Origin of the sequence: Paraburkholderia sabiae, assembly GCF_030412785.1 — a bacterium.
Lineage (GTDB): Bacteria > Pseudomonadota > Gammaproteobacteria > Burkholderiales > Burkholderiaceae > Paraburkholderia > Paraburkholderia sabiae.
Map to the genome: position 1 here is coordinate 18368 of NZ_CP125295.1, position 23631 is coordinate 41998.

The 23631-nt window shown below is 62.5% G+C and carries 21 protein-coding genes and 1 tRNA gene; 17 read left to right on the forward strand and 5 right to left on the reverse strand.

Annotated elements, in window-relative coordinates:
• Positions 1-32 precede the first annotated feature (32 nt).
• The 5 genes from QEN71_RS00085 to QEN71_RS00105 all read left to right on the forward strand — a co-directional run bounded on the left by QEN71_RS00085 (position 33) and on the right by QEN71_RS00105 (position 3678).
• Complete coding sequence (locus tag QEN71_RS00085) at positions 33-824, forward strand: ABC transporter substrate-binding protein (RefSeq protein WP_201648754.1); 792 nt, start codon at positions 33-35, stop codon at positions 822-824.
• A 174-nt stretch (positions 825-998) separates the two neighbouring features.
• Positions 999-1736, forward strand: coding sequence for an anti-sigma factor family protein (locus QEN71_RS00090; protein WP_201648753.1), 738 nt, complete (start codon positions 999-1001; stop codon positions 1734-1736).
• 147 nt (positions 1737-1883) lie between these two features.
• Positions 1884-2402, forward strand: a complete 519-nt coding sequence (locus tag QEN71_RS00095) for an RNA polymerase sigma factor (protein ID WP_201648752.1) — start codon at positions 1884-1886, stop codon at positions 2400-2402.
• Positions 2399-3232, forward strand: a complete 834-nt coding sequence (locus QEN71_RS00100) for an anti-sigma factor family protein (RefSeq protein ID WP_201648751.1) — start codon at positions 2399-2401, stop codon at positions 3230-3232. The genes QEN71_RS00095 and QEN71_RS00100 overlap by 4 nt, the downstream gene beginning before the upstream one ends.
• A 176-nt stretch (positions 3233-3408) precedes the next feature.
• Positions 3409-3678 carry a DUF4148 domain-containing protein gene (locus QEN71_RS00105; RefSeq protein ID WP_201648750.1) on the forward strand — a complete coding sequence of 90 codons (270 nt, stop codon included), beginning with the start codon at positions 3409-3411 and terminating at the stop codon, positions 3676-3678.
• Between the two features lie 66 nt (positions 3679-3744).
• On the opposite strand, the gene QEN71_RS00110 is transcribed toward QEN71_RS00105, so the two are convergent.
• A tRNA-Lys gene (locus QEN71_RS00110) sits at positions 3745-3820 on the reverse strand.
• Positions 3821-4033: 213 nt separating this feature from the next.
• Here QEN71_RS00110 and QEN71_RS00115 point away from each other — a divergent pair.
• Together QEN71_RS00115 and QEN71_RS00120 are read left to right on the forward strand one after the other, a co-directional pair.
• Complete coding sequence (locus QEN71_RS00115) at positions 4034-4438, forward strand: PaaI family thioesterase (protein WP_201648749.1); 405 nt, start codon at positions 4034-4036, stop codon at positions 4436-4438.
• 55 nt (positions 4439-4493) lie between these two features.
• Complete coding sequence (locus QEN71_RS00120) at positions 4494-5360, forward strand: patatin-like phospholipase family protein (RefSeq protein WP_201648748.1); 867 nt, start codon at positions 4494-4496, stop codon at positions 5358-5360.
• 79 nt (positions 5361-5439) lie between these two features.
• On the opposite strand, the gene QEN71_RS00125 is transcribed toward QEN71_RS00120, so the two are convergent.
• Positions 5440-6453 carry a D-2-hydroxyacid dehydrogenase family protein gene (locus QEN71_RS00125; protein WP_201648747.1) on the reverse strand — a complete coding sequence of 338 codons (1014 nt, stop codon included), beginning with the start codon at positions 6451-6453 and terminating at the stop codon, positions 5440-5442.
• 351 nt (positions 6454-6804) lie between these two features.
• Here QEN71_RS00125 and QEN71_RS00130 point away from each other — a divergent pair, with 351 nt between their 5' ends.
• Together QEN71_RS00130 and QEN71_RS00135 are read left to right on the forward strand one after the other, a co-directional pair.
• Positions 6805-8661 (forward strand): phosphoenolpyruvate carboxykinase (GTP), encoded by a 1857-nt coding sequence (locus tag QEN71_RS00130; protein WP_201648746.1) that lies wholly within the window; start codon positions 6805-6807, stop codon positions 8659-8661.
• A 334-nt stretch (positions 8662-8995) separates the two neighbouring features.
• Positions 8996-10084, forward strand: a complete 1089-nt coding sequence (locus QEN71_RS00135) for a LysR family transcriptional regulator (protein WP_201648745.1) — start codon at positions 8996-8998, stop codon at positions 10082-10084.
• Between the two features lie 99 nt (positions 10085-10183).
• On the opposite strand, the gene QEN71_RS00140 is transcribed toward QEN71_RS00135, so the two are convergent.
• From QEN71_RS00140 to dprA, 3 genes are all read right to left on the reverse strand, one after another.
• On the reverse strand, positions 10184-12844 hold the full coding sequence (locus QEN71_RS00140) for a DNA topoisomerase III (RefSeq protein ID WP_201648744.1): 2661 nt from the start codon (positions 12842-12844) through the stop codon (positions 10184-10186).
• A gap of 294 nt (positions 12845-13138) precedes the next feature.
• A complete protein-coding gene (locus tag QEN71_RS00145) occupies positions 13139-13516 on the reverse strand; it encodes a thioredoxin family protein (RefSeq protein ID WP_201648743.1) in 378 nt (125 codons plus the stop codon).
• A 54-nt stretch (positions 13517-13570) separates the two neighbouring features.
• Complete coding sequence (gene dprA / locus QEN71_RS00150; RefSeq protein WP_201648997.1) at positions 13571-14746, reverse strand: DNA-processing protein DprA; 1176 nt, start codon at positions 14744-14746, stop codon at positions 13571-13573.
• A 255-nt stretch (positions 14747-15001) separates the two neighbouring features.
• Between dprA and def the strand changes: the two genes are divergently transcribed.
• The 8 genes from def to esaR all read left to right on the forward strand — a co-directional run bounded on the left by def (position 15002) and on the right by esaR (position 23546).
• Complete coding sequence (gene def, locus QEN71_RS00155; RefSeq protein WP_201648742.1) at positions 15002-15505, forward strand: peptide deformylase; 504 nt, start codon at positions 15002-15004, stop codon at positions 15503-15505.
• A gap of 23 nt (positions 15506-15528) precedes the next feature.
• Positions 15529-16512: a methionyl-tRNA formyltransferase gene (gene fmt, locus QEN71_RS00160; RefSeq protein WP_201648741.1), complete on the forward strand. Its 984-nt coding sequence runs from the start codon at positions 15529-15531 to the stop codon at positions 16510-16512.
• A 100-nt stretch (positions 16513-16612) separates the two neighbouring features.
• Complete coding sequence (locus QEN71_RS00165) at positions 16613-17254, forward strand: LysE family translocator (RefSeq protein WP_201648740.1); 642 nt, start codon at positions 16613-16615, stop codon at positions 17252-17254.
• Positions 17255-17357: 103 nt separating this feature from the next.
• Positions 17358-18215, forward strand: a complete 858-nt coding sequence (gene htpX / locus QEN71_RS00170; protein WP_201648739.1) for a zinc metalloprotease HtpX — start codon at positions 17358-17360, stop codon at positions 18213-18215.
• Between the two features lie 219 nt (positions 18216-18434).
• Entirely contained in the window at positions 18435-19859 is a 1425-nt protein-coding gene (rsmB, locus tag QEN71_RS00175; protein ID WP_201648738.1) for a 16S rRNA (cytosine(967)-C(5))-methyltransferase RsmB, read from the forward strand.
• Complete coding sequence (locus QEN71_RS00180) at positions 19856-20446, forward strand: DUF4390 domain-containing protein (RefSeq protein ID WP_201648737.1); 591 nt, start codon at positions 19856-19858, stop codon at positions 20444-20446. The genes rsmB and QEN71_RS00180 overlap by 4 nt, the downstream gene beginning before the upstream one ends.
• Positions 20436-22856, forward strand: a complete 2421-nt coding sequence (locus QEN71_RS00185; protein WP_201648736.1) for a sensor histidine kinase — start codon at positions 20436-20438, stop codon at positions 22854-22856. Before QEN71_RS00180 ends, QEN71_RS00185 begins: the two co-directional genes overlap by 11 nt.
• Positions 22857-23546 (forward strand): response regulator transcription factor EsaR, encoded by a 690-nt coding sequence (esaR, locus tag QEN71_RS00190; protein ID WP_201648735.1) that lies wholly within the window; start codon positions 22857-22859, stop codon positions 23544-23546. It abuts the gene before it with no gap.
• The last annotated feature ends 85 nt before the right edge of the window (positions 23547-23631 follow it).

Genomic DNA, 23631 nt, shown 5'->3' on the forward strand with positions numbered 1-23631 from the left:
ACCGCATTGAACACAAGGGGAAGGAGATCGAGATGAAGCTAATGAAGAATCTGCTGATGCTGGCATGCGCGTTCGCCTCGGTGGCGACGACATCGGCCATGGCCGCCGATGCCACGACGCTGCGCTATGGGCTCGAGGCGCAATATCCGCCGTTCGAATCGAAGGGCTCGAACGGTGAGCTGCAGGGCTTCGATATCGACGTCGGCAACGCCGTCTGCAAGACCGCGAACCTGAAATGCAGCTGGGTTGAAACGTCGTTCGACGGCCTGATTCCGGCATTGCAGGGCCGCAAGTTCGACGCGATCAACTCGGCGATGAACGCCACGGAAAAGCGCCGTCAGGCAATCGACTTCACCAACGTGATCTACCGCGTGCCGACGCAACTGATCGCGCGCAAGGACAGCGGACTGCAGCCTACGCCCGAATCGCTGAAGGGCAAGCGCGTCGGCGTGTTGCAGGCGTCGATCCAGGAGACGTTTGCGAAGGCGCATTGGGAAAACGCGGGCGTCACGGTCGTGCCATATCAGGACCAGAATCAGGTCTATACCGATCTCGTCGCCGGCCGCCTCGATGCCACACTTGTACTCGCGCCGGCAGGACAGACGGGCTTCCTGTCGCGTACAGACGGCAAGGACTTCGCGTTCGTCGGCCAGCCGGTTCGCGACGACAAGATTCTCGGTAGCGGCATCGCGTTCGGTATTCGCAAGGGCGATACCGCGCTGCGCAACCAGTTGAATGCGGCGATCGCGAAGGTGCAGTCGGACGGCACCGTGAAGACGCTCGCGGAAAAGTACTTCGGCAATATCGACGTATCGGCGAAATAATTTCGTTGGTCGCGCTACACAACGCGCCGCATGGTTTCCGCCATGCGGCGCGTTTCTTTTTGCGCAAAGTTTTGCTTAACGTCTGACGAATGAATTACCGAAAGCCGATGGAATAAAGCCTGCAATGCTCCTGTTAGCGCAGCAAGAGCCCGATATTTGCACGCCCGAACCATCATGTCCCGCACCCATCGACCGACCGACAAGCCGCTGACCGAAGCGGACATGCAGGCATTCGCCGATGGCAACCTGTCGCCGGAACGGGCGGCGCGCGTGCGGAAGTATCTCGGTTCGCGTCCGGGCGAAGCCGACCGGATCGCGTTCTATCGACAGCTGAACATGCAGATGCGCAGCGTGTTCGAAGGCGCATTTCCGCAGCGGGTTCACGCACCGCGCGCCGGGCGCGGACGCGGCGTCGATTTGCGCGCGACGATGCGCCGGTTTTCGATGCGGCGCGTGGGCTTCGTACTGCTCGGCGTCGCGGTGGCGATATTGGCGGCGAGCGGTTGGCTCGTTGCGTCGCGCGTTTCGCCGGAAATGCTCGATGCTGCGGCTGTCATGGCGTTGATGCGAGACGGCGGCCAGCCGGTCGCAGATGTGCCGGCCGCCATGCGCAACGATCCGCATGCCGTCGACCTCGCGCCTTTGGGATTAAAGCTGGTGGCGGCAAAAACGCGCCATCCGAACGCGCTCGCGAGCATCGACATACTCGATTACCGGAACGCCGACGGCGAGCCTGTCGTCCTGCTTTCGGCCTCAGCGCCGTTCTCGACGGATCAGCTGCACTGGTCGGCGCAGCGGATCGGCAATGTGCGGCTGCTGTCGTGGACCGTGAACGGCAGGCGGTACGTGATCGCGGGCCGTGCCACGACGCACGGGCTGATGCGCGCAGCAGACGCACTGACGATCCGCTGACGAAGCCGCTCGTTTTGCGAAATTGCGCGCCTTTGTCGAGCTACTGAAAAACAGCCGGAATAAAATGCTTTAGGTTGTGTTCTCTGCTTCAAGAGGCGACGCGCGCGGCGGCTTGGCGTGCCGAGCGATATTCGATGGGTAGAGTAAATGGACATCCGAAACGAGTTGATGGATCACGTTCCGCGATTGCGCCGCTACGCGCGGGCGCTGATCAGCAATCGCGATCTCGCGGACGACCTCGTGCAGGACACGCTCGAGCGCGCGCTGACGCGCACGAAAATGTTCGAAGCAGGGAGCGATCTGCGCGCATGGCTCTTCACGATCATGCACAACGTGTTCGTCAATCAGGTGCGCAAGTCGTCGTCGCGCGCGGTGCACGTGTCGGTGGATGACGAGAGCATCGTCGAGAGCGAATTTGCGGTGTCGGGCGAGCAGACGCGTTCGCTCGAAGTGCGCGATCTCGACTTTGCATTGCAGCGTTTGCCCGCCGATCAGCGCGAAGTCGTGCTGCTCGTCGGGCTCGAAGAAATGAGTTACGCCGAAGTGGCGATTGCGCTCGACATTCCCGTCGGTACGGTGATGTCGAGGCTCTCGCGTGGACGCGAGCGTTTGCGCGCGTTGATGGCGGGCGCACAGCCCGGCGCGAAACTGAAGGTGGTGCGATGAGCGATCAACAGACTCCCGTCAGCGAAGAGGAAATTCATGCGTACGTGGACGGCACGCTGTCCGACGAACGACGTGAACAGGTGGAGCGCGCGATCGAACTGAATCCCGCGCTGGCCGAACGTATCAGCGATTACTTCTCGCTGAACAACATGTTCCACGAGCGCTACGACCGCGTGCTGAACGAGCCGGTGCCGGCGCGTTTGCGTGTGCCGGAGAAGCGTCGCTGGATGAGCGCGGCGAACTGGCCGCAGTTCGCGGGCATGGCCGCGGCGCTGGTGCTGGGTATCGGTATTGGCGTCGGCACGAACATGGGCAAGGACGTGGCTGCGCCGTGGATGGGCGCCTCGTCGACGACATCGAACACGCGGCCGGTGAGCGCCGATGCTTCGGAAGTCTTCGCGCAGAAGGCGGCGCTGGCGCATGTCGTGTACATGCCCGCTGTCGATCGGCCTTCGCAGATCGGCGAGGATCACGAGCAGGAGTTCGTGCAGTATCTGGCGAACAAGCTCGGCACCGATGTGCATCCGCCGATGCTCACGAAGAACGGCTTCGAGCTTGCGGGCGGCCGCGTGCTGCCCGGCGACGACGGGCCTGTTGCGCAGTTCATGTATCACAACGCGAAGGGCGAGCGCGTGACGCTGTGCATTTCTCATCGCAAGGCTAGTGCGAATACGACGGCGTTCAAGCTGTATCAGGAAGGGCCCGTGAACGTGTTCTATTGGGTCGACGGCGATTTCGGCTATGCGGTGTCGGGCGGTATCGATCGAAAGGTGATGCTGCAGATCGCGCATGATGTGTATGCGCAGTTGACGGCGGCGACGCCGGGTTGATCTTCGCCAGGTTTTTAGCTTTGGGTTTTGCATTGACGGCTGCATCTTCGGATGCGGCCGTTTTTGTTTTTGCTTCTTTTAGTTAGCGATCCGTATTTTTGTGGACGGTTGGGAATAGATCGCGGCGTCGCGTGGTTCGTCATGGTGCGTACCGCACGTTTTCAAAGGAGTTGGAAATGAAGATGCTCGCCCTGTTGGCCGTATCCGTCGCTGTTCTCGGTTCGACGAATGTTTTCGCGCAAGGCAAGACGCGCGCGCAGGTTTATCAGGAATTGATCGAGGCCCAGCAGAACGGCTTGAACTACATCACCGATGCGTCGTATCCCGAAGTCAGTCCGGCGTTCGAAGGTACGGTTGCGTATCTGAAGAAGCAGGCGCAGGCCAAAGCCGACAGCGCGAACAAGATGGCGAAGGCGGCTTCGGATGCGGCGGTGCCGGGGAATTGAACGGGCTTGGGTGGGGCGGAAATGAAAAAGGCCGGTTAGCTTTCGCTAACCGGCCTTTCAAATTCTTGGTGGGGCGTGAGTGACTCGAACACTCGACCTACGGATTAAGAGTCCGCTGCTCTACCAACTGAGCTAACGCCCCCAACAGAAGCGAAAGTATGCAGGAGTTTTTCTTGCTTGGCAATACCTTCTCGCAAAATTCTTAAAAAAGATCGCGAAAGCGCGTCGGTACGAAGTCAAAGCCAGGCGCGGAAAGCAGCCGAAAGCACCAACGAAGCGCACGCGCGTTCGTCCCGGTATGATGTCGCGACATCACGCCGAGCGGCCTTCCGCGCGGCTCCAACGGAAAATCACGATGGACGACAACGAAGTCCGGGAACTGCTCGACCGTGTGCTCGCGCCGTGGGTGCGAGCGCTGTCCCTCACGCCCGTCAAGGTCGACGATGAAAGCGCGACGCTGCGCCTGCCGTTTTCGGGCGAACTGCGTCACAGCGGCGGCGTCATCTGCGGCCAGGTCTTCATGGCGGCCGCCGATACGGCGATGGTCGTCGCCATTTCGGCGGCGCTCGGCGGCTTTAAGCCGATGACAACTGTCTCGCTGAACATCAGCTTCATGCGCGCCGTCCGCAAAGGCGACGTCCAGATCACGGCGCGCGTGCTGCGCATGGGCCGCAATCTCGTGTTCGGCGAAGTCGAACTGATCGACGAAGACGGCAAGATGGCCGTCCACGCCACGATCACTTACGCGCTGCTCAACTGAGCGCGCATCCGCCGATAGCGCGGACGCGTGCTGCGGCAATCGAAGGAAGCAACGGATGTTCGATCAGGTCGTATTCGCCGGCGGCGGCAATCGCTGCTGGTGGCAGGCGGGTTTCTGGGATGTGATCCAGCCGGAACTGGCGATCAAACCGCGCGTCATCACGGGTATTTCGGCGGGCGCGGCGACGGCCTGCATGCTCTACACGCGCGACGCCGACTGGGTCATGCGCTACTACGAGAACGCGCTGCGCAACAACACGAAGAACGCGTACTGGGGCAACCTGCTGCGCGGCGAATCGGTGTTTCCGCACTACCGGATTTACCGTCAGGCGCTGCTGGACATCTACGGCGAGAAGTTCGCGCAACTCGCGGACGCGCCGGAAATTCGCATTGGCGTGTCGCATGTGCCGCGCTGGCTCGGCGCGCGCAGCGCCGTCGCGGCCGGGCTGATCGCGTACAACATCGAAAAATACATCCGCAAGACGCTGCATCCCACACTGGGCCAGTCGATCGGCTTTCATCCGGAGTTCGTGCGCGCTCAGGATTGCGCGAGCGTCGAGGAACTCGCGGATCTGATTCTGCAATCGTCGTGTACGCCGCCGTTTACGCCCGTTCTGCGGCGCAATGGACGTCCCGTGCTGGATGGCGGGATGGTCGACAACGTGCCCGTCGGCGCGCTCGATCCGACGCCCGGCATGGTGCTCGTGATGGTGACGCGCCTTTATCCGCGTCCGCAGATGTTCGTCGTGCCGCACGGCGCGCAGCAGCGGCTGTACGTGCAGCCCTCGGCCAAGGTGCCGATTTCGAGCTGGGATTACACGAGTCCGTCGCAGATGCTGCACGCGTACAACCTCGGCCGCACGGACGGCGAGCAGTTTCTACAACGCATGCCTGAACTGCTCGATGCCGCCGCGCACGACTGAAGCGCGCATTTAAACAAAAAGCGGCCGCTGAGGGCCGCTTTCGATTATTTCCGGTGAGTTCGGCGCTTATTTCCGGCGCTTACTTCCGTCGCCCGCCCTGCAGCGCTTCCGGATTCGCGACACTCACCGTATCGCCCTGATCGAACGCGAGAATGTTCTTGAATGCCGCGCTGAAGTACAGCTCGTAGCTTTCCTTCTCGACGTAGCCGATGTGCGGCGAGCAGATCACGTTTTCCATCCGCAACAGGCTGTAACCCTGCAGGATCGGCTCGCTTTCGTAGACGTCGATCGCGACCATGCCCGGCCGGTTGTGCGACAGCGCGCCCATCAGCGCATTCTCTTCCAGCAGTTCCGCGCGGCTAGTGTTCACGAAAAGCGCGGTCGGCTTCATGCGCATCAGGTCGTCCTGTTTGACGATGCCGCGTGTGTCGTCGTGCAGACGCAGATGCAGCGACAGCACGTCGCTTTGTTCGAACAGCGCTTCGCGGCTTTCCGCGACCTGATAGCCGTCGGCGGTGGCGGCTTCGCGCGTGTGCTCGCGGCCCCAGATCAGCACGTTCATGCCGAACGCCTTGCCGTAACCCGCGACCATCCGGCCGATCTTCCCGTAACCCCAGATGCCGAGCGTCTGGCCGCGCAGCACCTGACCAAGGCCGAAGTTCGGCGGCAGCGCCGACGTTTTCAGGCCTGATTGTTGCCACGCTCCTTGCTTAAGGTTTGCTACGTATTGCGGAATGCGGCGTTGCGCGGCCATGATAAGAGCCCACGTCAGTTCGGCGGGAGCAACAGGCGAGCCAACGCCTTCGAGCACGGCGATGCCGCGCTCCGTGCAGGCAGCCATGTCGATATGGCTTCCTGCTTTGCCCGTCTGGCTGATCATGCGTAGATGCGGCAACTTGTCGAGCAGTTGAGAGCTGATGCGGGTGCGTTCGCGAATCAGGACGAGTGCGTCGACTTCCGACAGGCGGCTGGCGAGCTGGCCGAGTCCGCGAACGGTGTTGTTGAAAACCTTGACCTCGTGGTCAGCGAGCAATTGGAAACAGTCGAGCTTGCGGACGGCGTCTTGATAGTCGTCAAGGATGGCAATCTTCATGGCGTATATGTTTTGCGACGCACCCATAGGATGCGGAACGGAGAGTCTGATTCGGGTGTCCCATCATGTGACCTGGACCACATGATGCTTGTTTTGAATGCCTTACCGTATAAGGAGCCGCTATGACGGAGCCATGACGGCGGGGCAAGTTCCCTCGTTTTTAACAGTTTGTTGCATGTCCGCGCAAGCCGCTTTACAGACGGTTTCAACGTGCCGGCGACAGGCTGGAAAGGCCCTTACGACCTGCAGAATCGCGCGTCAGAGATCCTTTCGCGCAGATTGTCGCCTCTCGCACGCAGCGTCGCTGGGCTAGCACCGTTTTTCTACTTCTACCAAAACGGAGACAGCTCGATGAATCATCCCGCATTTGCAGGCCATTCGACCCTCGAAGCGCCTGCCTGGGTCAAACATCAAAAACTGATCGAGTGGGTGCAGCGCGTCGCGGCGCTGGCAAAGCCGGAACGGATCGTCTGGTGCGACGGTTCGCAGGAGGAATACGACCGGCTGTCCGCGCAGATGGTCGCGGCCGGCACCCTCAAGAAGCTCAACCCGGCCAAACGGCCGAATTCCTATCTCGCCTGTTCCGATCCGTCCGACGTCGCCCGCGTCGAGGATCGCACGTTCATCTGTTCGAAGCGCCGCGAAGACGCCGGCCCGACTAACAACTGGATCGAGCCCGCCGAAATGCGCGCGACGCTCAACGGTCTGTTCGACGGCGCGATGCGCGGCCGCACGATGTACGTCGTGCCGTTCTCGATGGGACCGCTCGGCTCGCCGATCGCGCATATCGGCGTCGAGCTGAGCGACAGCCCGTACGTCGTCACGAACATGCGGATCATGACGCGCATGGGCCGCAAGGTGTACGACGTGCTCGGCGAAGACGGCGCGTTCGTGCCGTGCGTGCACTCCGTCGGCGCGCCGCTCGCGGCCGGGCAGAAGGACGTCGCGTGGCCGTGCAACGACACGAAGTACATCGTCCATTTCCCGGAGGCGCGTGAAATCTGGAGCTACGGCTCGGGCTACGGCGGCAATGCGCTGCTCGGCAAGAAGTGCTTCGCGCTGCGCATCGCGTCGACGATGGGCCGCGACGAAGGCTGGCTCGCCGAGCATATGCTGGTGCTCGGCGTGACCTCGCCGGAAGGCAAGAAGCATCACGTGGCGGCGGCGTTCCCGTCGGCGTGCGGCAAGACTAATTTCGCGATGCTGATTCCGCCGCAAGGCATGAACGGCTGGAAGATCACGACGATCGGCGACGACATCGCGTGGATCAAGCCTGGCAAGGACGGGCGTCTCTACGCGATCAACCCGGAAGCGGGCTATTTCGGCGTCGCGCCCGGCACGAGCGAGAAGACCAACTTCAACGCGATGGCGACGCTCAAGGAAAACGTCATCTTCACGAACGTCGCGCTGACGGACGACGGCGACGTCTGGTGGGAAGGCATGACGGACGAGCCGCCTGCGCATCTGATCGACTGGCAGGGCAAGGACTGGACGCCTGAAATCGCGAAGGAAACGGGCCGCAAGGCCGCGCATCCGAACGCGCGCTTCACGGCGCCTGCGTCGCAATGTCCGTCGATCGACGCCGACTGGGAAAACCCGGCGGGCGTGCCCATCGACGCGTTCGTGTTCGGCGGCCGCCGCTCGACCACCGTGCCGCTCGTGACGGAAGCGCGCGACTGGATCGAGGGCGTCTACATGGCGGCCACGATGGGCTCCGAAACGACGGCGGCGGCGGCTGGCCAGCAGGGCGTCGTGCGGCGCGATCCGTTCGCGATGCTGCCGTTCTGCGGCTACAACATGAGCGACTACTTCGGCCACTGGCTGAAGACAGGCGCGAAGCTGGAGCAGCTGAGCGTGCGCGCGCCGAAGATCTTCTGCGTCAACTGGTTCCGAAAGGGCGACGACGGCAAGTTCGTGTGGCCGGGTTTCGGCGAAAACATGCGCGTGCTGCGCTGGATGGTCGACCGTATCGAAGGTACGGCGCAGGGCGAGGAACACGCGTTCGGCGTGTCGCCGCGCTACGACGACATCGACTGGAGCGGGCTCGACTTCACCCGTGAGCAGTTCGAGCAGGTGATTTCCGTCGATGATGCCGCGTGGCGCAAGGAACTCGCGCTGCATAGCGAACTGTTCGACACGCTGAAGCAAGGCTTGCCTGCCGCACTGCAAGATGCGCGAAGCGCGCTGGAGAAGAAGCTGGCCGCATGATCTTGTGAGTGCTCACTCACGTATGAGGAAGCCGCCTTCGGGCGGCTTTTTCCATTCATCAGGCCAATTTCTCCTCACCTTTCGACCCCCATTCCGCCGCCGACGCGGTGCTTTCGCTGTTCGAACTGATTGTCGCTTTTCGACGCAATGCAGCAAATTGTTTCGTTGATGGGAACAATCGACCCTTTGTTATTCCGTCCCCGAAGATATTGACTCAGATTTTTATAAAATTTCTGCCATCTTAGGCAACTTCTGCAGGATTTCCCTAGTCGTAGGAAAATTCCAAGTGTGCTTCCTGTTCGTGAGGGGAGCGGTACTACGGCAGGAGTTGTTCATGGATCATTTGCAGTCGATGCGAGTTTTCGTCAAGGTGGCGGATCTCGGAAGTTTCGCCCGCGCAGCTAGCGCGATGGATATTTCAAACGCAGTTGCCACACGTCACGTCGCCGATCTGGAAGGCCGTCTTGGCACCCGACTGCTCAACCGCACCACCCGTAGTCTTTCGCTGACCGAGTCTGGTCAGGTTTATCTGGAACGCGCGCGTCAGATTCTCAACGAGCTTGAGGACGTCGAGCAGATGGTTGTCGCGCGCAATCACGAGCCCGTTGGGACGCTACGTATCGTCGCACCCGTCGTGTTCGGTCTGCACAACCTGGCGCCCGTGCTGCAGACATACGCCGAGCGCTATCCGAAGGTGATTCCCGATGTGACGCTGGTCGACCGGCAGGTCGATCTCGTCGAAGAAGGCTTCGATGTGGGCGTCGTGATCGCGCGACATATGCGCAGCGCGAGCATCGTCACGCGCCGTCTGACGACGGGCTGCATGACCGTCTGCGCGACGCCTGCGTATCTGGAGAAGCACGGCACACCGACGCGCCCCGAGCAGCTGCTCGAGCATCCGTGTCTGTCGCTGCCGTCCGAATACTGGGGCGACGAGCGCGTGTTCACCGGCCCGGACGGCGAGGTGCGCGTGCGTCCGACCAATGTGATTGTCGCGAACAACACGGAAATGCTGCGCCAGTTCGCGTTGCTCGGCATGGGCATCGCGATTCTGCCGAGCTATCTGATCGGGCGCGACACGACACGCGGCAAGCTGGTGCGTCTGTTGAGCGACTACCGTTTGCCGCAGGTCGAGATCAACATCGCGTACCCGAGCCGCCGACATCTGCCGGCGAAGGTTCGCACGTTCATCGATCACCTCGTCGAGCACTTCAACCAGACGCCGAACAGCAAGCTCGGCGAACAGTGGGTGAAAGACGGCGTAGAGCGCGCGCCTTCGATGCTCGAATCGACGGCTATGTCGATGCCGCCTGAAGCGTTCGACGGCGCTGAGCCGCTATCTAGCCTGCTGGATGGCGAGATTCCAGCCAAGCCGACGCGCACGTTGAACCGATCGCGCGGCATCGCTTCGCCGACGCACTGACACGCGGAAGGCAATCGACGTCCGCTTCAGCGATAAAAAAAGCGCAGTCACCGTAAAAAGTGACTGCGCTTTTTGTTGGCGCGCGGCGCCGCGTGCGGCTTACGAGCCCGTCTTGCGAGCCGCGGATTTCGCAGCCGTAGTTTTCGCTGCGGCCTTTTTGGCAGGCGCCTTCTTGGCTGCAGCCGTTTTCACGGCGGTCTTCTTCGCGGGCGCCGCTTCATTCGCCGCTTCGTCGGCCTCCGACTCAGGCGCTGCCTTTGCAGCGGACTTCGCTGCCGTCTTCTTCGCCGCGCCTTCCTTCGGTTCCTTCTTCTCGAACTCGAAGCCGATCTTGCCGTCGTTCTGCTTGACGAGGAACGCCTTGAAGTTACGGCCCGTGCGCGACGACTTGAAGTTCGTCAGCAGGTCGGTGCGTCCGTTTTCGAGCAGCTTCGCCATCTGTTCGCGCGTGATTTCCTGCTGCAGGATCACCTTGCCCGAACGGAAGTCGCAAGTCTTCGGATTCGCGACAGAGTTTTCGCAGACATAGCTCATGCCGTGCTCGAACACCTTGCCGCTGCACTTCGGACACGCGCCGACGGGCTGCTGCTCGGAGAAGTCCGGCGCCTCGCCGTCTTCGCCGCCCTGATCCTGGCCGAAGTCGAACTCGAGCTTGTAGTTCTTCGTTTCGTCGTCGAACGAGAGCTTGAGAATCGCTGAGAACGGACGGCCCATCTTGCTGCGGAAACCCGACAGCGGACCGATTTCCTTCTTCTGCAGCAACTCTTCGACTTCCTCGATTTCGAACTGCCGGCCGCCCGGAATCTTCGAGATCGAGAACTCGCACTTCGTGCACGCGAAGCGCCGATAGTTCTCCTTCACCTGGCCGCCGCAATTGGGGCAAGGCGTCTGCAGCGTCGCGTAATCGCCGGGAATCGTGTCGGAATCGTATTCCTTCGCGCGCTTGACGATGGTCTGCGTCATGCGGGCGATTTCCTGCATGAACGCGTCGCGCGGCAGCTTGCCGCGTTCCATCTGCGACAGCTTGTATTCCCATTCGCCCGTCAGTTCCGGCGCGGTGAGTTCCTTCACGTCGAGGCCGCGCAGCAGCGTCATCAGCTGGAAAGCCTTCGCGGTCGGAATCAGTTCGCGTCCTTCGCGGACCAGATACTTTTCACCGAGCAGACCTTCGATGATGGCCGCGCGCGTCGCTGGCGTGCCCAGACCCTTCGCGGCCATCGCTTCGCGCAGTTCGTCGTCCTCGACGAGCTTACCCGCGCCTTCCATCGCCGAGAGCAGCGTCGCTTCGTTGTAGCGTGCGGGCGGCTTCGTGACGAGTTGCTGCGCCGCGATCTTGTCGGTCTTGACCTTCTCGTCCTTCTGAACCGGGACGAGGTTCGCGTCTTCGCCGCCCGTCTCGCGGCCATAGACCTGCAGCCAGCCCGGCTCGACGAGCACCTTGCCTTCGGTCTTGAAATGATGGCCGACGACTTCCGTGATACGCGTGGTCACGCGGTACTCGGCAGCCGGGAAGAACACGGCGAGGAAGCGCTTCACGACGAGGTCGTACAGCTTCTGCTCGGGCTCGGACAGCGCCTTCGGAGCCTGCAGCGTCGGGATGATTGCAAAGTGGTCGCTGATCTTCGAGTTGTCGAAGATGCGCTTGTTCGGCTTCACCCAGCCCTTGTCGAGCACCTGCTTTGCGTGCGGCAGATAGTTGTTGCTCTCCTTGAGCATCTCCATCGTGTGCTTGACCGTTTCCAGGTAGTCTTCCGGCAGCGCGCGGGCGTCGGTACGCGGATAGGTCAGCACCTTGTGCTTTTCGTACAGCGCCTGAGCGAGGCCAAGCGTGTTCTTCGCCGAAAAGCCGAAACGGCCGTTGGCTTCACGCTGCAAGCTCGTGAGGTCGAACAGCGCGGGCGACAACTGCGTCGATGGCTTCGATTCTTCCGTCACGGTGCCCGTCTGACCGCGACAGGCCGCGACGATCGTTTCCGCAGCCGGCAGGCTCCAAAGGCGCGAATCGCGCTTTTCCGGATCGAACTCGTCTTTCTTGAACTTCGGGTCGTACCAGCGGCCTTCGTAAAAACCGCCCGCGCAGACGAACTCCGCCTTCACTTCCCAGTAATCGCGCGGAATGAAGCGGCGAATCTTTTCTTCGCGTTCGACGACGATCGACAGCGTCGGTGTCTGCACGCGCCCGACCGTGGTCAGGAAGAAGCCGCCGCCCTTGCTGTTGAACGCGGTCATCGCACGCGTGCCGTTGATGCCGACGAGCCAGTCCGCTTCCGAGCGGCAACGTGCGGCATCCGCGAGCGGCTGCATGTCGTGGTCGGTGCGCAGTTGAGCGAAGCCGTCGCGGATCGCGGCGGGCGTCATCGACTGCAGCCACAGGCGCTGCACCGGCTGTTTAGCCTTTGCGTGTTGCGCGATCAGACGGAAAATCAGCTCGCCCTCGCGCCCCGCGTCACATGCGTTGATCAGACGGTCGACGTCTTTCCGCTTGATCAGCTTGTTCAGCACCTTCAGCCGCGATTCGCTTTTCGCGATCGGATTCAGGTCGAAATGGGGCGGAATAACGGGGAGATTGGCAAAACTCCATTTGCCCCGTTTGACCTCATATTCCTCGGGCGCGGCGATCTCCAGCAGATGGCCGACCGCCGACGAAAGGACGAAGTCGTCGCTTTCGAAGTACTCGTCATGCTTGGTAAAACCGCCCAAAGCCCGCGCGATGTCGTTCGCGACGGATGGCTTTTCGGCGATGATCAGTGCTTTGGACATGACTGAAAATAAATTGGTGGATTCGGGCCGGTACCTCGGGTTTTCCCACCCGGGTTAGGCACCCATTAACGACCGCTTTATAGCACACGCCGCTGCAACGGCAATCGGTGGGCCCAAAAAAGCGGCTCATCATAATTGCGCGCAGATCGGTTGGGCAAGCGTGTGACGAGCGGGTCCGCGGGTGGTTTCGTAGCTGTTTTAGGCCATTTTTCCCACATCACGCGACGATTTTTGCAAGCGGCGTGCCGCCGGTATCGGGAAAACCCTCGAATGAGACGAAACGAGGGTCGCCGCTCAGGCTTCGAGCAGCGCCGGCCGCATTTTTGGCGCCCCTTTGATGCCGGGCACGGCCGTCAGATCGATCAACATCCGTTCGACGATCGACGCTTGCGGCAGAACCGTTCCGAAGAAGCGCGTGGTAACGCCGTCTTCTATAAGAATGGTGGGGAAATTCTCAACATCAAGATCGTCGAAGCGATCTGCGTGCGTCTCGATATCGACCCACGCGAAGCAGATGTCAGGATGTCGGTCCGCCAGCGCATCGAACGCGGCGCGGTATTCGCGGCAGGTTCCGCACCATTCCGCGCACAGACACGCAACGAAAAGCGTCTCGCTATTGCTGACGAGCTCGGCGATCCGTTTCGAGTCGGTGTCCAGGTTCAGCGCGGGCATGGCGGCTTCCTTCGGTATTGCATAGGTTATTTGGCGCGAATGTAGCACGTCGCGTCAGGCGCTGCGCACCGCGCGAACGTACCGGCCGCCGGGTAGCGCACAGAGTTCGCCAGCCAGTTCGAGCCGCAGCAGCGTGCTTTGCAGCAGGGTGTCGTCCATGTCGGTGCGTTCGGCGAGGATTTCAAGCGTGGCGGGCGAATGACCGAGTGCGTCGAGCAGGCGTCTCGCATCGGCCGTCGAACCCGGGGGAGCTTCCGCCCGCGAACCGGTATCCGTTCGAAGCGGCTGTGGAACGACTCGCAGCTTCGGCGCGGGCGCCGGCTCTGGCGGCGGCGCGGCGAATCCCAGTTCTTCGAGCACGTCTTCGGGCGTTTCGACGAGTTTCGCGCCCTGCTTGATCATCCGGTGACAGCCGCGCGCCAGCGGCGCGTGGATCGAACCGGGAATCGCAAAGACGTCGCGGCCCATTTCATTGGCGAGACGCGCTGTGATCAGCGAGCCAGAGCGCATCGCCGCCTCGACGATCAGTACGCCGCGCACGATCCCCGCGATCAGCCGGTTGCGCTGAGGGAAATTCGCCGACCGTGCCGGCGTACCGAGCGGCCATTCCGATAGGATCGCGCCGTGGTCGGCAATCTGGTGTGCGAGCGCGTGATGAGAGGCCGGGTAGACGACGTCCGCGCCTGTGCCGATCACGGCGACCGTGCTGCCGCGCGCCTGAAGCGCCCCGCGATGCGCCGCGCCATCGACCCCCGCCGCGAGCCCCGACACCACAGTCACGCCGGCGTCCGAGAAGGCGCGTGCGAAGCGCGACGCGTCTTCGAGTCCCTGCGGCGTCGCACTGCGGCTGCCGACTACCGCGACACTGCGCGCATGCAGCAACTCGATCCGGCCTTTTACATATAGCAGCGGCGGCGGATCGGGCATGGTCAGCAACGAAGGCGGATAGACAGGATCGTCGAGCGTGACCAGCGCATTGCCCGGCAGCGCGCGCCAGGCGCGCACTGCGTCGAGTTGTGCGGGAAAGTCCGCCGACGGCGGCGCGAGCGCGGCGCGGGCTATGGCTTCGTCGGTGGCCTCGGCGAGTGCTGCGAAAGTCTGCAACAGCACCGCTTCAGGCAGGCCGAAGACCGACAGGAGGCGGCGCAGGGCGGCCGGATTCAGGCCGGGCGCCGCGGCAAGCCGCAACCAGGCGGTGAGTTCTGAGTCTGTCAGGGGAAGGGGCTGCATGGCTGGCGTCCTCGCGCATGGCAAACGGTCTTTCAGTCGCCATGCTAAAATTTTCATCATCCGAAATAACCGAAACCCCTGCTGCGCCGCGTTCAGCGCGAGCCCGGCGACATGCGCATGAGCGTCGAACAGGCGTTGAATCAACGCGGTTCGGTCGCTATCTATCCTGTGCGTGTCGCGACTGGCGAACAACCTGGCCGAATGGCCAATCGCGCGATTTTTCAACCGCGTCGGCGCTCAATCAATTTCAGGACTATGGCTTTACTCAACATCCTCAATTACCCGGACAAACGGCTGCACAAGGTCGCGAAGCCGGTCGAGAAGGTCGATGACCGTATCCGCAAGCTCGTCGCCGACATGGCCGAGACGATGTACGCGGCGCCCGGCGTTGGCCTCGCGGCGACTCAGGTCGACGTGCACGAACGCGTGATCGTGATCGACGTGTCCGATACGCACGAAGAACTGCGCGCGTTCATCAACCCGGAAATCATCTGGTCGAGCGACGAGCGGAAGATCCACGAGGAAGGCTGCCTTTCGGTACCGGGCATCTACGACAACGTCGAGCGTGCCGAGAAGGTGCGCGTCCGCGCGCTGAACGAGAAGGGCGAAACCTACGAACTGGATTGCGACGGGCTGCTCGCCGTCTGCATCCAGCACGAAATGGATCACCTGATGGGCAAGGTGTTCGTCGAATATCTGTCGCCGCTCAAGCAGACGCGCATCAAGAGCAAGATGAAAAAGCTCGCGCACGCGATGTGACGCTTTCGGACGGTCATCAGCACATGAGTCATACGTTGCGCGTTATTTTTGCCGGTACGCCGGAGTTCGCCGCCGCGGCGCTTGCCGCGATCCATGAGGCGGGCTTCCCGGTGCCGCTCGTGCTTACCCAGCCGGACCGCCCGGCAGGCCGGGGCATGAAGCTGCAGGCAAGCCCCGTCAAGCGTTATGCACAGGACCATGGGATCGAGGTCGCGCAGCCTCCTTCGTTGCGCCGTAACGGCAAGTTTCCGGCGGAAGCCACGGCTGCCATCGATCAGTTGCGCGCCACGCCGCACGACGTGATGGTGGTCGCCGCCTACGGCCTGCTGCTGCCGCAGGAAGTGCTCGACATCGCGCCGCACGGCTGCATCAACATTCACGCGTCGCTGCTGCCGCGCTGGCGCGGCGCCGCGCCCATTCATCGCGCAATCGAAGCCGGCGACGCCGAGACGGGCATCACGCTGATGCAGATGGACGCGGGCCTCGACACTGGCGCGATGATTTCAGAGGCCCGCACGCCAATCGCGGGCACCGATACGACGGCGACGCTTCACGACCGTCTCGCCGAAGCGGGCGCGAAGCTGATCGTCGACGCGCTGATCGAACTCGAACGCAGCGGCAAGCTCGCGTCGACTCCGCAGCCTGCCGAGGGCGCGACGTACGCCGAAAAGATCGGCAAGCACCAAGCGGCGCTCGACTGGCGACGGCCGGCAGCGGAACTGGCGCGCCAGGTTCGCGCGTTCGACCCGTTTCCCGGCGGCGCCGCGACGCTCGACGGCGCTGTGCTCAAGATCTGGTCCGCTGCCGCGATCGATGCTCCGAGCAAGGCCGAACCGGGCACGATCGTCGATGTCTCGCCCGAAGGCGTAGTCGTGGCGTGCGGCGAAGGCGCGTTGCGTATCACGCAACTCCAGAAGCCCGGCGGCAAGCGCCTGCCCGTGCGCGATTTTCTGGCCGGCTCGACCCTCGCTGCAGGCCAGCGTTTCGAACTCGCGCAGCCACAATAACGTCACCCGCGACGTTGCACCATATGCCGTTCGGCCAGGGCGCGCCGCGTTCGCGCGGCGCGTTAGAATCTTCGGTGCAACTTGCCTGAAGAGGATTCACATGTTCGGCATCACCCATTTCGAGTTTTTCGTCGTCGCGGTCTTTCTGCTCAATGTCACGCCCGGACCCGACACCGCTTACATCGTCGGCCGCAGCGTCGCCCAAGGGCGCGGCGCGGGGCTGATGTCGGCGCTGGGCATATCGGCGGGATGCTGCGTGCACTCGCTCGCTTGCGCGTTCGGGCTGACGGCGCTGCTGGCCGCGTCGGCTACGGCGTTCACCGTGATCAAGTTCGTCGGCGCGATTTATCTGGTTTATCTCGGCGTGCGTCTCATCCTGACCAAGCCGGAATCCGGCGAAGCCGCGGGAGACGCGCGTTCGACGGGTGCGCCGAAATCCCTGCGCCAGCTTTTCCTGCAAGGCTTTTGGACCAACGTGCTGAATCCGAAGGTCGTGCTGTTCTTCGTGTCCTTCTTTCCGCAGTTCGTGTCCGCCGACAGCAGCAACAAGACGGTCGCGTTTCTGACGCTCGGCGTCGTGTTCGTCGTGATGAGCATGGCCTGGAACAGCTTCGTCGCGTGGATTGCTGGCAGCGTCACGCGCCGCTTCTCCGGCAAGCCGGGCGTGAAGAAATGGCTGGATCGCACGGTTGGCAGCGCGTTCGTTGGACTGGGCATCAGGCTCGCCTCCGCAACGCGGTGATTGAATTTTTCCCGCTCGTCCATATCTAACAGTTCGCTTACAATCATTCGCCGCGAATAGGCGGCGTCAATAGGGACCGCGTGGCGGGCAAGGAGTCTTGGATATGTTCAACTGGGTGAAAACCGCGATGCTGATGGCCGCGATCACGGCACTCTTCATCGTGATCGGCGGCATGATCGGTGGACGGAGCGGCATGATGCTCGCGCTGCTGGTCGCGCTCGGGATGAATTTCTTCTCGTACTGGTTCTCCGACAAGATGGTTCTGCGCATGTACAACGCGCAGGAAGTCGACGAGACGAGTGCGCCGCAGTTCTACCGGATGGTCCGCGAACTGTCCACGCGCGCGAATCTGCCCATGCCGCGCGTCTATCTGATTGACGAAGACCAGCCGAATGCGTTCGCAACGGGGCGCAATCCCGAACACGCGGCTGTCGCGGCGACGACGGGCATTCTGCGCGTGCTGTCCGAGCGCGAAATGCGCGGCGTGATGGCGCATGAGCTGGCGCACGTGAAGCACCGCGACATCCTGATCTCGACGATTTCGGCGACGATGGCGGGCGCAATTTCGGCAATCGCGAACTTCGCGATGTTCTTCGGCGGCCGCGACGAGAATGGCCGTCCGGCGAATCCGATTGCGGGCATCGCCGTCGCGCTGCTTGCGCCGATCGCGGGCGCGCTGATCCAGATGGCGATTTCGCGTGCGCGTGAGTTCGAAGCGGACCGCGGCGGCGCGCAGATTTCGGGCGATCCGCAGGCGCTCGCCTCGGCACTGGACAAGATCCATCGCTACGCGAACGGCATCCCGTTCCCGACGGCCGAGGCGCATCCCGCCACGGCGCAGATGATGATCATGAATCCGCTCGCAGGCGGCGGCATCGCGAACCTGTTCTCGACGCACCCGGCCACTGAGGAACGCATTGCGCGTCTGATGGAAATGGCGCGTACGGGGCGCTTCGAATAATCGGATTGGCAATTCGGCCGAAGGTCGAAGGTGTTTCCCAAAAGGGGCGAGCGCAACTCGCCCCTTTTTCATTTCCGGCGGGAACCGGGTGGCTTGATCGCGCCAGGCACTTCCGAAAAGCGATGCGTCATCGGCACAAGCGGCCGGACGACTCGGCTCGTCACGCTACAATGTGGCGTTTGCGCGACACTTCCGGTGCGCACCGTTTTCTGCCCGTTCATGACCCGAAAGCCTTCTCAGCGTCCTGCCTCGCCGCCGCGTTCGCGCGATACCCGTCTGCCGACGCTGCATCTCGCACCCGAATCGCTCGGCTTCGCGCTCGATTGCGCAGCTCAGGCCGTCGGCGCGGTGCGTCAGGGTGCGGCGCTGCCCGCTGCTTTGCATGCGATCTTCGTGTCGTTGCCGGAAAACCTCGCGACGGCGTCGCGTGGCGCCGTGCAGGACATCGCGTACCGGACGATGCGCCGGCTCGGCACGGCCGAATGGCTCGTCGCGAAACTCGTGCGCAAGGCGCCGCCGCCGCATATCGCGCATGTGCTGGCCTGTGCGTTTGCCCTGCTGATCGATGAAGAGAGCAACGCTGCGTACTCGCCCTTCACGGTGGTCGATCAGGCGGTGAACGCGATCGGCGCGCGGCGCGAGTACGCCTTTGCCAAAGGCTTGACGAACGCGGTGCTGCGCAACTTCCTGCGCGAGCGCGATGCCTTGCTTGCCGAAGCGCAGAACGACGCCGTCGCTCACTGGAATTACCCCGTCTGGTGGATCGACGCTGTTCGCAAGGCATGGCCCGACGCATGGCAAGACATGCTCGCAGCGGGCAACAGCCAGGGTCCGCTGACACTGCGAGTGAACGCACGCCATTCGACCGTCGACGCCTATCTGCAAACGTTGCGTGAGCATCAGATTTCCGCGACGCAAGCGGGCCAGCATGCCGTGCGTCTCGATACGCCGATGCCGGTGGATCGCATTCCCGGCTTCAGCGAAGGCGTCGTGTCCGTGCAGGACGCGGGCGCACAACTCGCCGCGCAGTGGCTCGGCGTGCAGGACGGCATGCGCGTGCTGGATGCGTGCGCGGCGCCTGGCGGCAAGACGGGTCATCTGCTCGAACTCGCGGATATCGACTTGATCGCGCTCGAAAGCGACGCGACGCGCGCGCGCCGGATCGGAGAAAACCTGCAGCGTCTGGGCTTGAGCGCGCATGTGCGCGTCGGCGATGCGGGCAGCCCGGAGCAATGGCACGACGCCGCCGACCCGCCTTTCGATCGCATTCTCGCCGACGTGCCTTGTTCCGCGTCGGGCATCGTGCGGCGTCATCCGGATATTCGCTGGCTGCGTCGCGCGTCGGACATTCCTGCGCTCGTCGAAGAACAGCGACGCATTCTCGAAGCGCTATGGCCGCTCGTCAAACCGGGCGGCGAGTTGCTGTACGTTACGTGTTCGATCTTTCCGGAAGAAGGCGAGTTGCAGGCTCAGTGGTTTGGAAACCGACACGCGGATGCGGTACGATTGGACGCGCCGGGGCAACTGCTCCCAGCAGTCGCCCGCGCGCCCGCCGATGTATCGGCTGGTTCCCGCGCCGGACAAAGCACTGGTTCGAGCTTAGACCACGACGGATTCTTCTACGCGCGCTTTCAGAAACGGTGATCATCAAACGCTTTCTTCCGCTGCGGCTCATGGCCGCGCTCTGGATTGCGCTGGCCTTCTGGCTGACGGCAGCCGGGCCGGCGCGCGCCGAATCGATCGCCGTGCAACGCGCGTCCCTGCAATCCGACGGCAGCGGCTGGAGCCTCGATGCGCGCTTCGAGTTCGAGCTGAACAGCAACCTCGAAGACGCCGTCAACAAAGGCATACCGCTTTACTTCACAACGGACTTCGAACTGAGCCGGCCACGCTGGTACTGGTTCGACGAACAGCCGGTGAGCGTATCGCAAAGCATTCGACTCTCGTTTCAGCCGCTCACGCGCGAGTACCGCGTGTCGACGGGCGGCTTGCAACTCGGTTTCGCTTCGTTGAACGAGGCGCTTGCCGTCATCAAGCATGTCACGTCGTGGCATGTGATCGATCGCAGCCAGGTTCATACGGGGGAGACGTACAACGCATCGGTACGCATGCAGCTGGATATCGCGTTGATGCCCAAGCCGTTCCAGATCGACGCGGTCAACAACCGCGACTGGAACCTTGCTTCCGACTGGAAGCGTTTTACCTTCACGGTGACCGAACGTGCTAAATAAAGTACGCCGCGCCACCAGTGCCGGCAACCTCGTCGTCAGACTGCTCGTATCGACAGTAGCGGTGACGGCTGTCCTGCTGCTCGTGCTGCTCGCAGCCGCGAGCGCGAACACCGAATTCTTCGACCGCTACTATGGCTGGCTCTACGCCGCCAACGTCGCCGTCGCGCTGATCTTCATGCTGATCGTTGCGGTGCTGGTGGTGATCATCGTCACGCGATTGCGCAAGGGCAAGTTCGGCACGCGGCTTTTAGCGAAGCTCGCGTTCTTCTTCGCGCTCGTCGGCGTGGTGCCGGGCGGGATCATCTACATCGTGTCGTATCAGTTCGTGTCGCGCAGTATCGAGTCGTGGTTCGATGTGAACGTCGAAACTGCGCTCACGTCTGGGCTGAATCTCGGACGCGGGATGCTCGATGCGTCGCTGTCCGATCTGCAGACCAAGGGCCGCCTGATGGCCGAGCAGCTCGCGAGCGCCGATTCCGCCGGCACGACGCTCACGCTCTTGCGTCTGCGCGACCAGTTCGGCGTGCAGGACGCGACGATCGTCGAGCCGTCGCGCAGCATTTCGGGCGCGACGCCGGACATGCACGTCGTCGCACAGGCGACCAGTAACTACGCATCGCTCGTGCCCAGCGATCTGCCCACGCCGATCATGATCGAGCAGGCGCGCGGACGCGGTTTCGCGTCGATCGAAGGCGAGGTGGACGGCGATCCGAAAGCGCATGGCGCAAAGGGCGCGTTGCGGCTGCGCGTGGTGACGCGCATTCCCGATGCCAACGCGTCGCAGCTGCAACCGACCGAACGCTTCCTGCAACTCACGCAGCCCGTGTCGCAATCGCTCGCGCGTAACGCGGATGCCGTGCAGCGCGCGTATCGCGAGTATCAGGAGAAGGCGATCGGGCGCACGGGTTTGCGCAAGATGTACATCGGCACACTGACGCTCGCGCTGTTCCTCGCCACCTTCATCGCGATGATGCTCGCGCTCGCGCTCGGCAATCAGCTCGCGCGGCCGCTGTTCCTGCTCGCGCAGGGCACGAAGGAAGTGACGGAAGGCGACTACACGCCGAAGCGCGAAATCAAGTCGCGTGACGAACTCGGCTTCCTCACGCAGTCGTTCAATGCGATGACGCGGCAGTTGTCGGAAGCGCGGCTCGCGGTCGAAGCGAACCGCATCGCACTCGAGCATTCGAAGTCGTACCTCGAAAGCATTCTGGCGAATCTGACAGCGGGCGTGTTCGTGTTCGACCGGCAATTCCGTCTCACCACCGCGAATCGCGGCGCGGAGCGCATCTTCCGTCAGCCGTTCGCGTCGCTGCTGGGGTCGTCGCTGGATCGCATCGGCGTGTTGAGCGAATTCGGCGCGATGGTGCGCAAGGCCTTCGCGGATCTCGAAGCGGCAGGTGGCAACGATCAGGGTGACACAGGGCACTGGCAGCAGCAGATGGCGCTGCAGGTGCCGGGCGAAGTCGATCCGCTGACGCTGCTCGCGCGCGGCGCGCGGCTCGTGTCGGCGGCGGGCAACGATAGCGACGACGAAGAGACGTCGGGTTACGTTGTCGTGTTCGACGATATTTCCGACGTGATCTCCGCGCAGCGTTCCATTGCATGGGGCGAAGTCGCGCGGCGTCTCGCGCACGAGATCAAGAATCCGCTCACGCCGATCCAGCTTTCCGCCGAGCGTCTTCAGATGAAGCTCGCTGACAAGCTGATGCCGTCGGATGCCGAAGTGTTGAAACGCGGTGCCACTACAATCGTGAATCAGGTCGCGGCGATGAAGCAGATGGTCGACGATTTCCGCGACTATGCGCGGACGCCGCCGGCGGTGCTCGCGAATCTGCAACTGAACGAACTCGTTAGCGAAGTGCTGACGCTGTATGGAATCGAAGAAGGCAAGAGCCCGATTGTCGTCGAAATGGCGGACTTGCCCGTTATACGCGGTGACGCGACGCAATTGCGTCAGGTGATCCATAACCTGCTGCAGAACGCACAGGATGCTGTGTCAGATGTCCAGCATCCGCGTGTGTTGCTCGAAACGAGGACAGTAGAATATGGCGATCCCGACGCAGATGGCAAAGTGAGCGTCGCGGTGCGATTGACCGTGTCGGATAACGGTCCGGGCTTCCCCGCGCGCATCCTCACGCGTGCGTTCGAACCTTACGTGACGACCAAGGCCAAAGGTACAGGTCTTGGACTCGCCATGGTCAAGAAGATCGTCGATGAACATGGCGCACGAATCGACATACGCAATCGTCTGAAAGCGGGCGATGTGATCGAAGGTGCGCAGATTTCGATCCTCTTCCTTCAACTTGCAGACAACAAGGCTGCGGCGCCTGGAAGCGGGCCGCAGGCGGCGCATGGCGGTAGCGCGTCGCAGGGAAAGACAAAAGCAACAGTGCAGACAAGGGCAGCTTAAATGGCAACCATCCTGGTGGTAGATGATGAAATGGGCATCCGGGAATTGCTCTCGGAGATCCTGAGCGACGAAGGGCATGTCGTGGAGGTCGCGGAGAACGCGCAGGAGGCGCGCGACTACCGGCAACGCCAGGCACCCGATCTGGTGCTGCTCGACATCTGGATGCCCGATACCGACGGCGTGACCTTGCTCAAAGAGTGGGCCGCGCAAGGCACGTTGACGATGCCCGTCATCATGATGTCGGGCCACGCGACGATCGACACAGCCGTCGAGGCGACGAAGATCGGTGCGCTGAACTTCCTGGAAAAACCGATCGCGCTTCAGAAGCTGCTGAAGGCAGTCGAGCAGGGACTCGCGCGTGGCAGCGCGGCGCCCGCTGCGGGCGGCATGGCGGCGAAGCCTGCGATGACGGCGAACGCTTCGGCGGTTGCGTCGGCGGCGGCACTGCCGATGATGTCGTCGGATAGTTTGAGCGGCGGCATGTTGTCCGCGCAGACGGCGTCGATTTCGTTCGACATTCCGTTGCGCGATGCGCGCGACGCGTTCGAGCGCGCCTACTTCGAGTATCATCTCGCGCGCGAGAACGGCAGCATGACGCGCGTCGCGGAAAAGACGGGGCTCGAACGGACGCATTTGTATCGCAAGCTCAAGCAGCTCGGCGTCGATCTCGGCAAGAACAAGGGCGAGTGACGCGACGTGCACGGATGTCGTTGAAGTTTTTTTCGCGAAGGGCTTGAGGAACGCAAAAACGCTTGCTATACTCTCGCTTCTTCGT

Coding starts and splice junctions, on each gene's coding strand:
- htpX (WP_201648739.1), top strand. CDS start 17,358: ATGTTCAACTGGGTGAAAACCGCGATGCTGATGGCCGCGATCACGGCA.
- QEN71_RS00130 (WP_201648746.1), top strand. CDS start 6,805: ATGAATCATCCCGCATTTGCAGGCCATTCGACCCTCGAAGCGCCTGCC.
- QEN71_RS00100 (WP_201648751.1), top strand. CDS start 2,399: ATGAGCGATCAACAGACTCCCGTCAGCGAAGAGGAAATTCATGCGTAC.
- QEN71_RS00145 (WP_201648743.1), bottom strand. CDS start 13,516: ATGCCCGCGCTGAACCTGGACACCGACTCGAAACGGATCGCCGAGCTC.
- QEN71_RS00165 (WP_201648740.1), top strand. CDS start 16,613: ATGTTCGGCATCACCCATTTCGAGTTTTTCGTCGTCGCGGTCTTTCTG.
- QEN71_RS00085 (WP_201648754.1), top strand. CDS start 33: ATGAAGCTAATGAAGAATCTGCTGATGCTGGCATGCGCGTTCGCCTCG.
- QEN71_RS00125 (WP_201648747.1), bottom strand. CDS start 6,453: ATGAAGATTGCCATCCTTGACGACTATCAAGACGCCGTCCGCAAGCTC.
- QEN71_RS00135 (WP_201648745.1), top strand. CDS start 8,996: ATGGATCATTTGCAGTCGATGCGAGTTTTCGTCAAGGTGGCGGATCTC.
- rsmB (WP_201648738.1), top strand. CDS start 18,435: ATGACCCGAAAGCCTTCTCAGCGTCCTGCCTCGCCGCCGCGTTCGCGC.
- QEN71_RS00140 (WP_201648744.1), bottom strand. CDS start 12,844: ATGTCCAAAGCACTGATCATCGCCGAAAAGCCATCCGTCGCGAACGAC.
- QEN71_RS00120 (WP_201648748.1), top strand. CDS start 4,494: ATGTTCGATCAGGTCGTATTCGCCGGCGGCGGCAATCGCTGCTGGTGG.
- esaR (WP_201648735.1), top strand. CDS start 22,857: ATGGCAACCATCCTGGTGGTAGATGATGAAATGGGCATCCGGGAATTG.
- QEN71_RS00090 (WP_201648753.1), top strand. CDS start 999: ATGTCCCGCACCCATCGACCGACCGACAAGCCGCTGACCGAAGCGGAC.
- def (WP_201648742.1), top strand. CDS start 15,002: ATGGCTTTACTCAACATCCTCAATTACCCGGACAAACGGCTGCACAAG.
- fmt (WP_201648741.1), top strand. CDS start 15,529: ATGAGTCATACGTTGCGCGTTATTTTTGCCGGTACGCCGGAGTTCGCC.
- QEN71_RS00095 (WP_201648752.1), top strand. CDS start 1,884: ATGGACATCCGAAACGAGTTGATGGATCACGTTCCGCGATTGCGCCGC.
- QEN71_RS00105 (WP_201648750.1), top strand. CDS start 3,409: ATGAAGATGCTCGCCCTGTTGGCCGTATCCGTCGCTGTTCTCGGTTCG.
- dprA (WP_201648997.1), bottom strand. CDS start 14,746: ATGCAGCCCCTTCCCCTGACAGACTCAGAACTCACCGCCTGGTTGCGG.
- QEN71_RS00115 (WP_201648749.1), top strand. CDS start 4,034: ATGGACGACAACGAAGTCCGGGAACTGCTCGACCGTGTGCTCGCGCCG.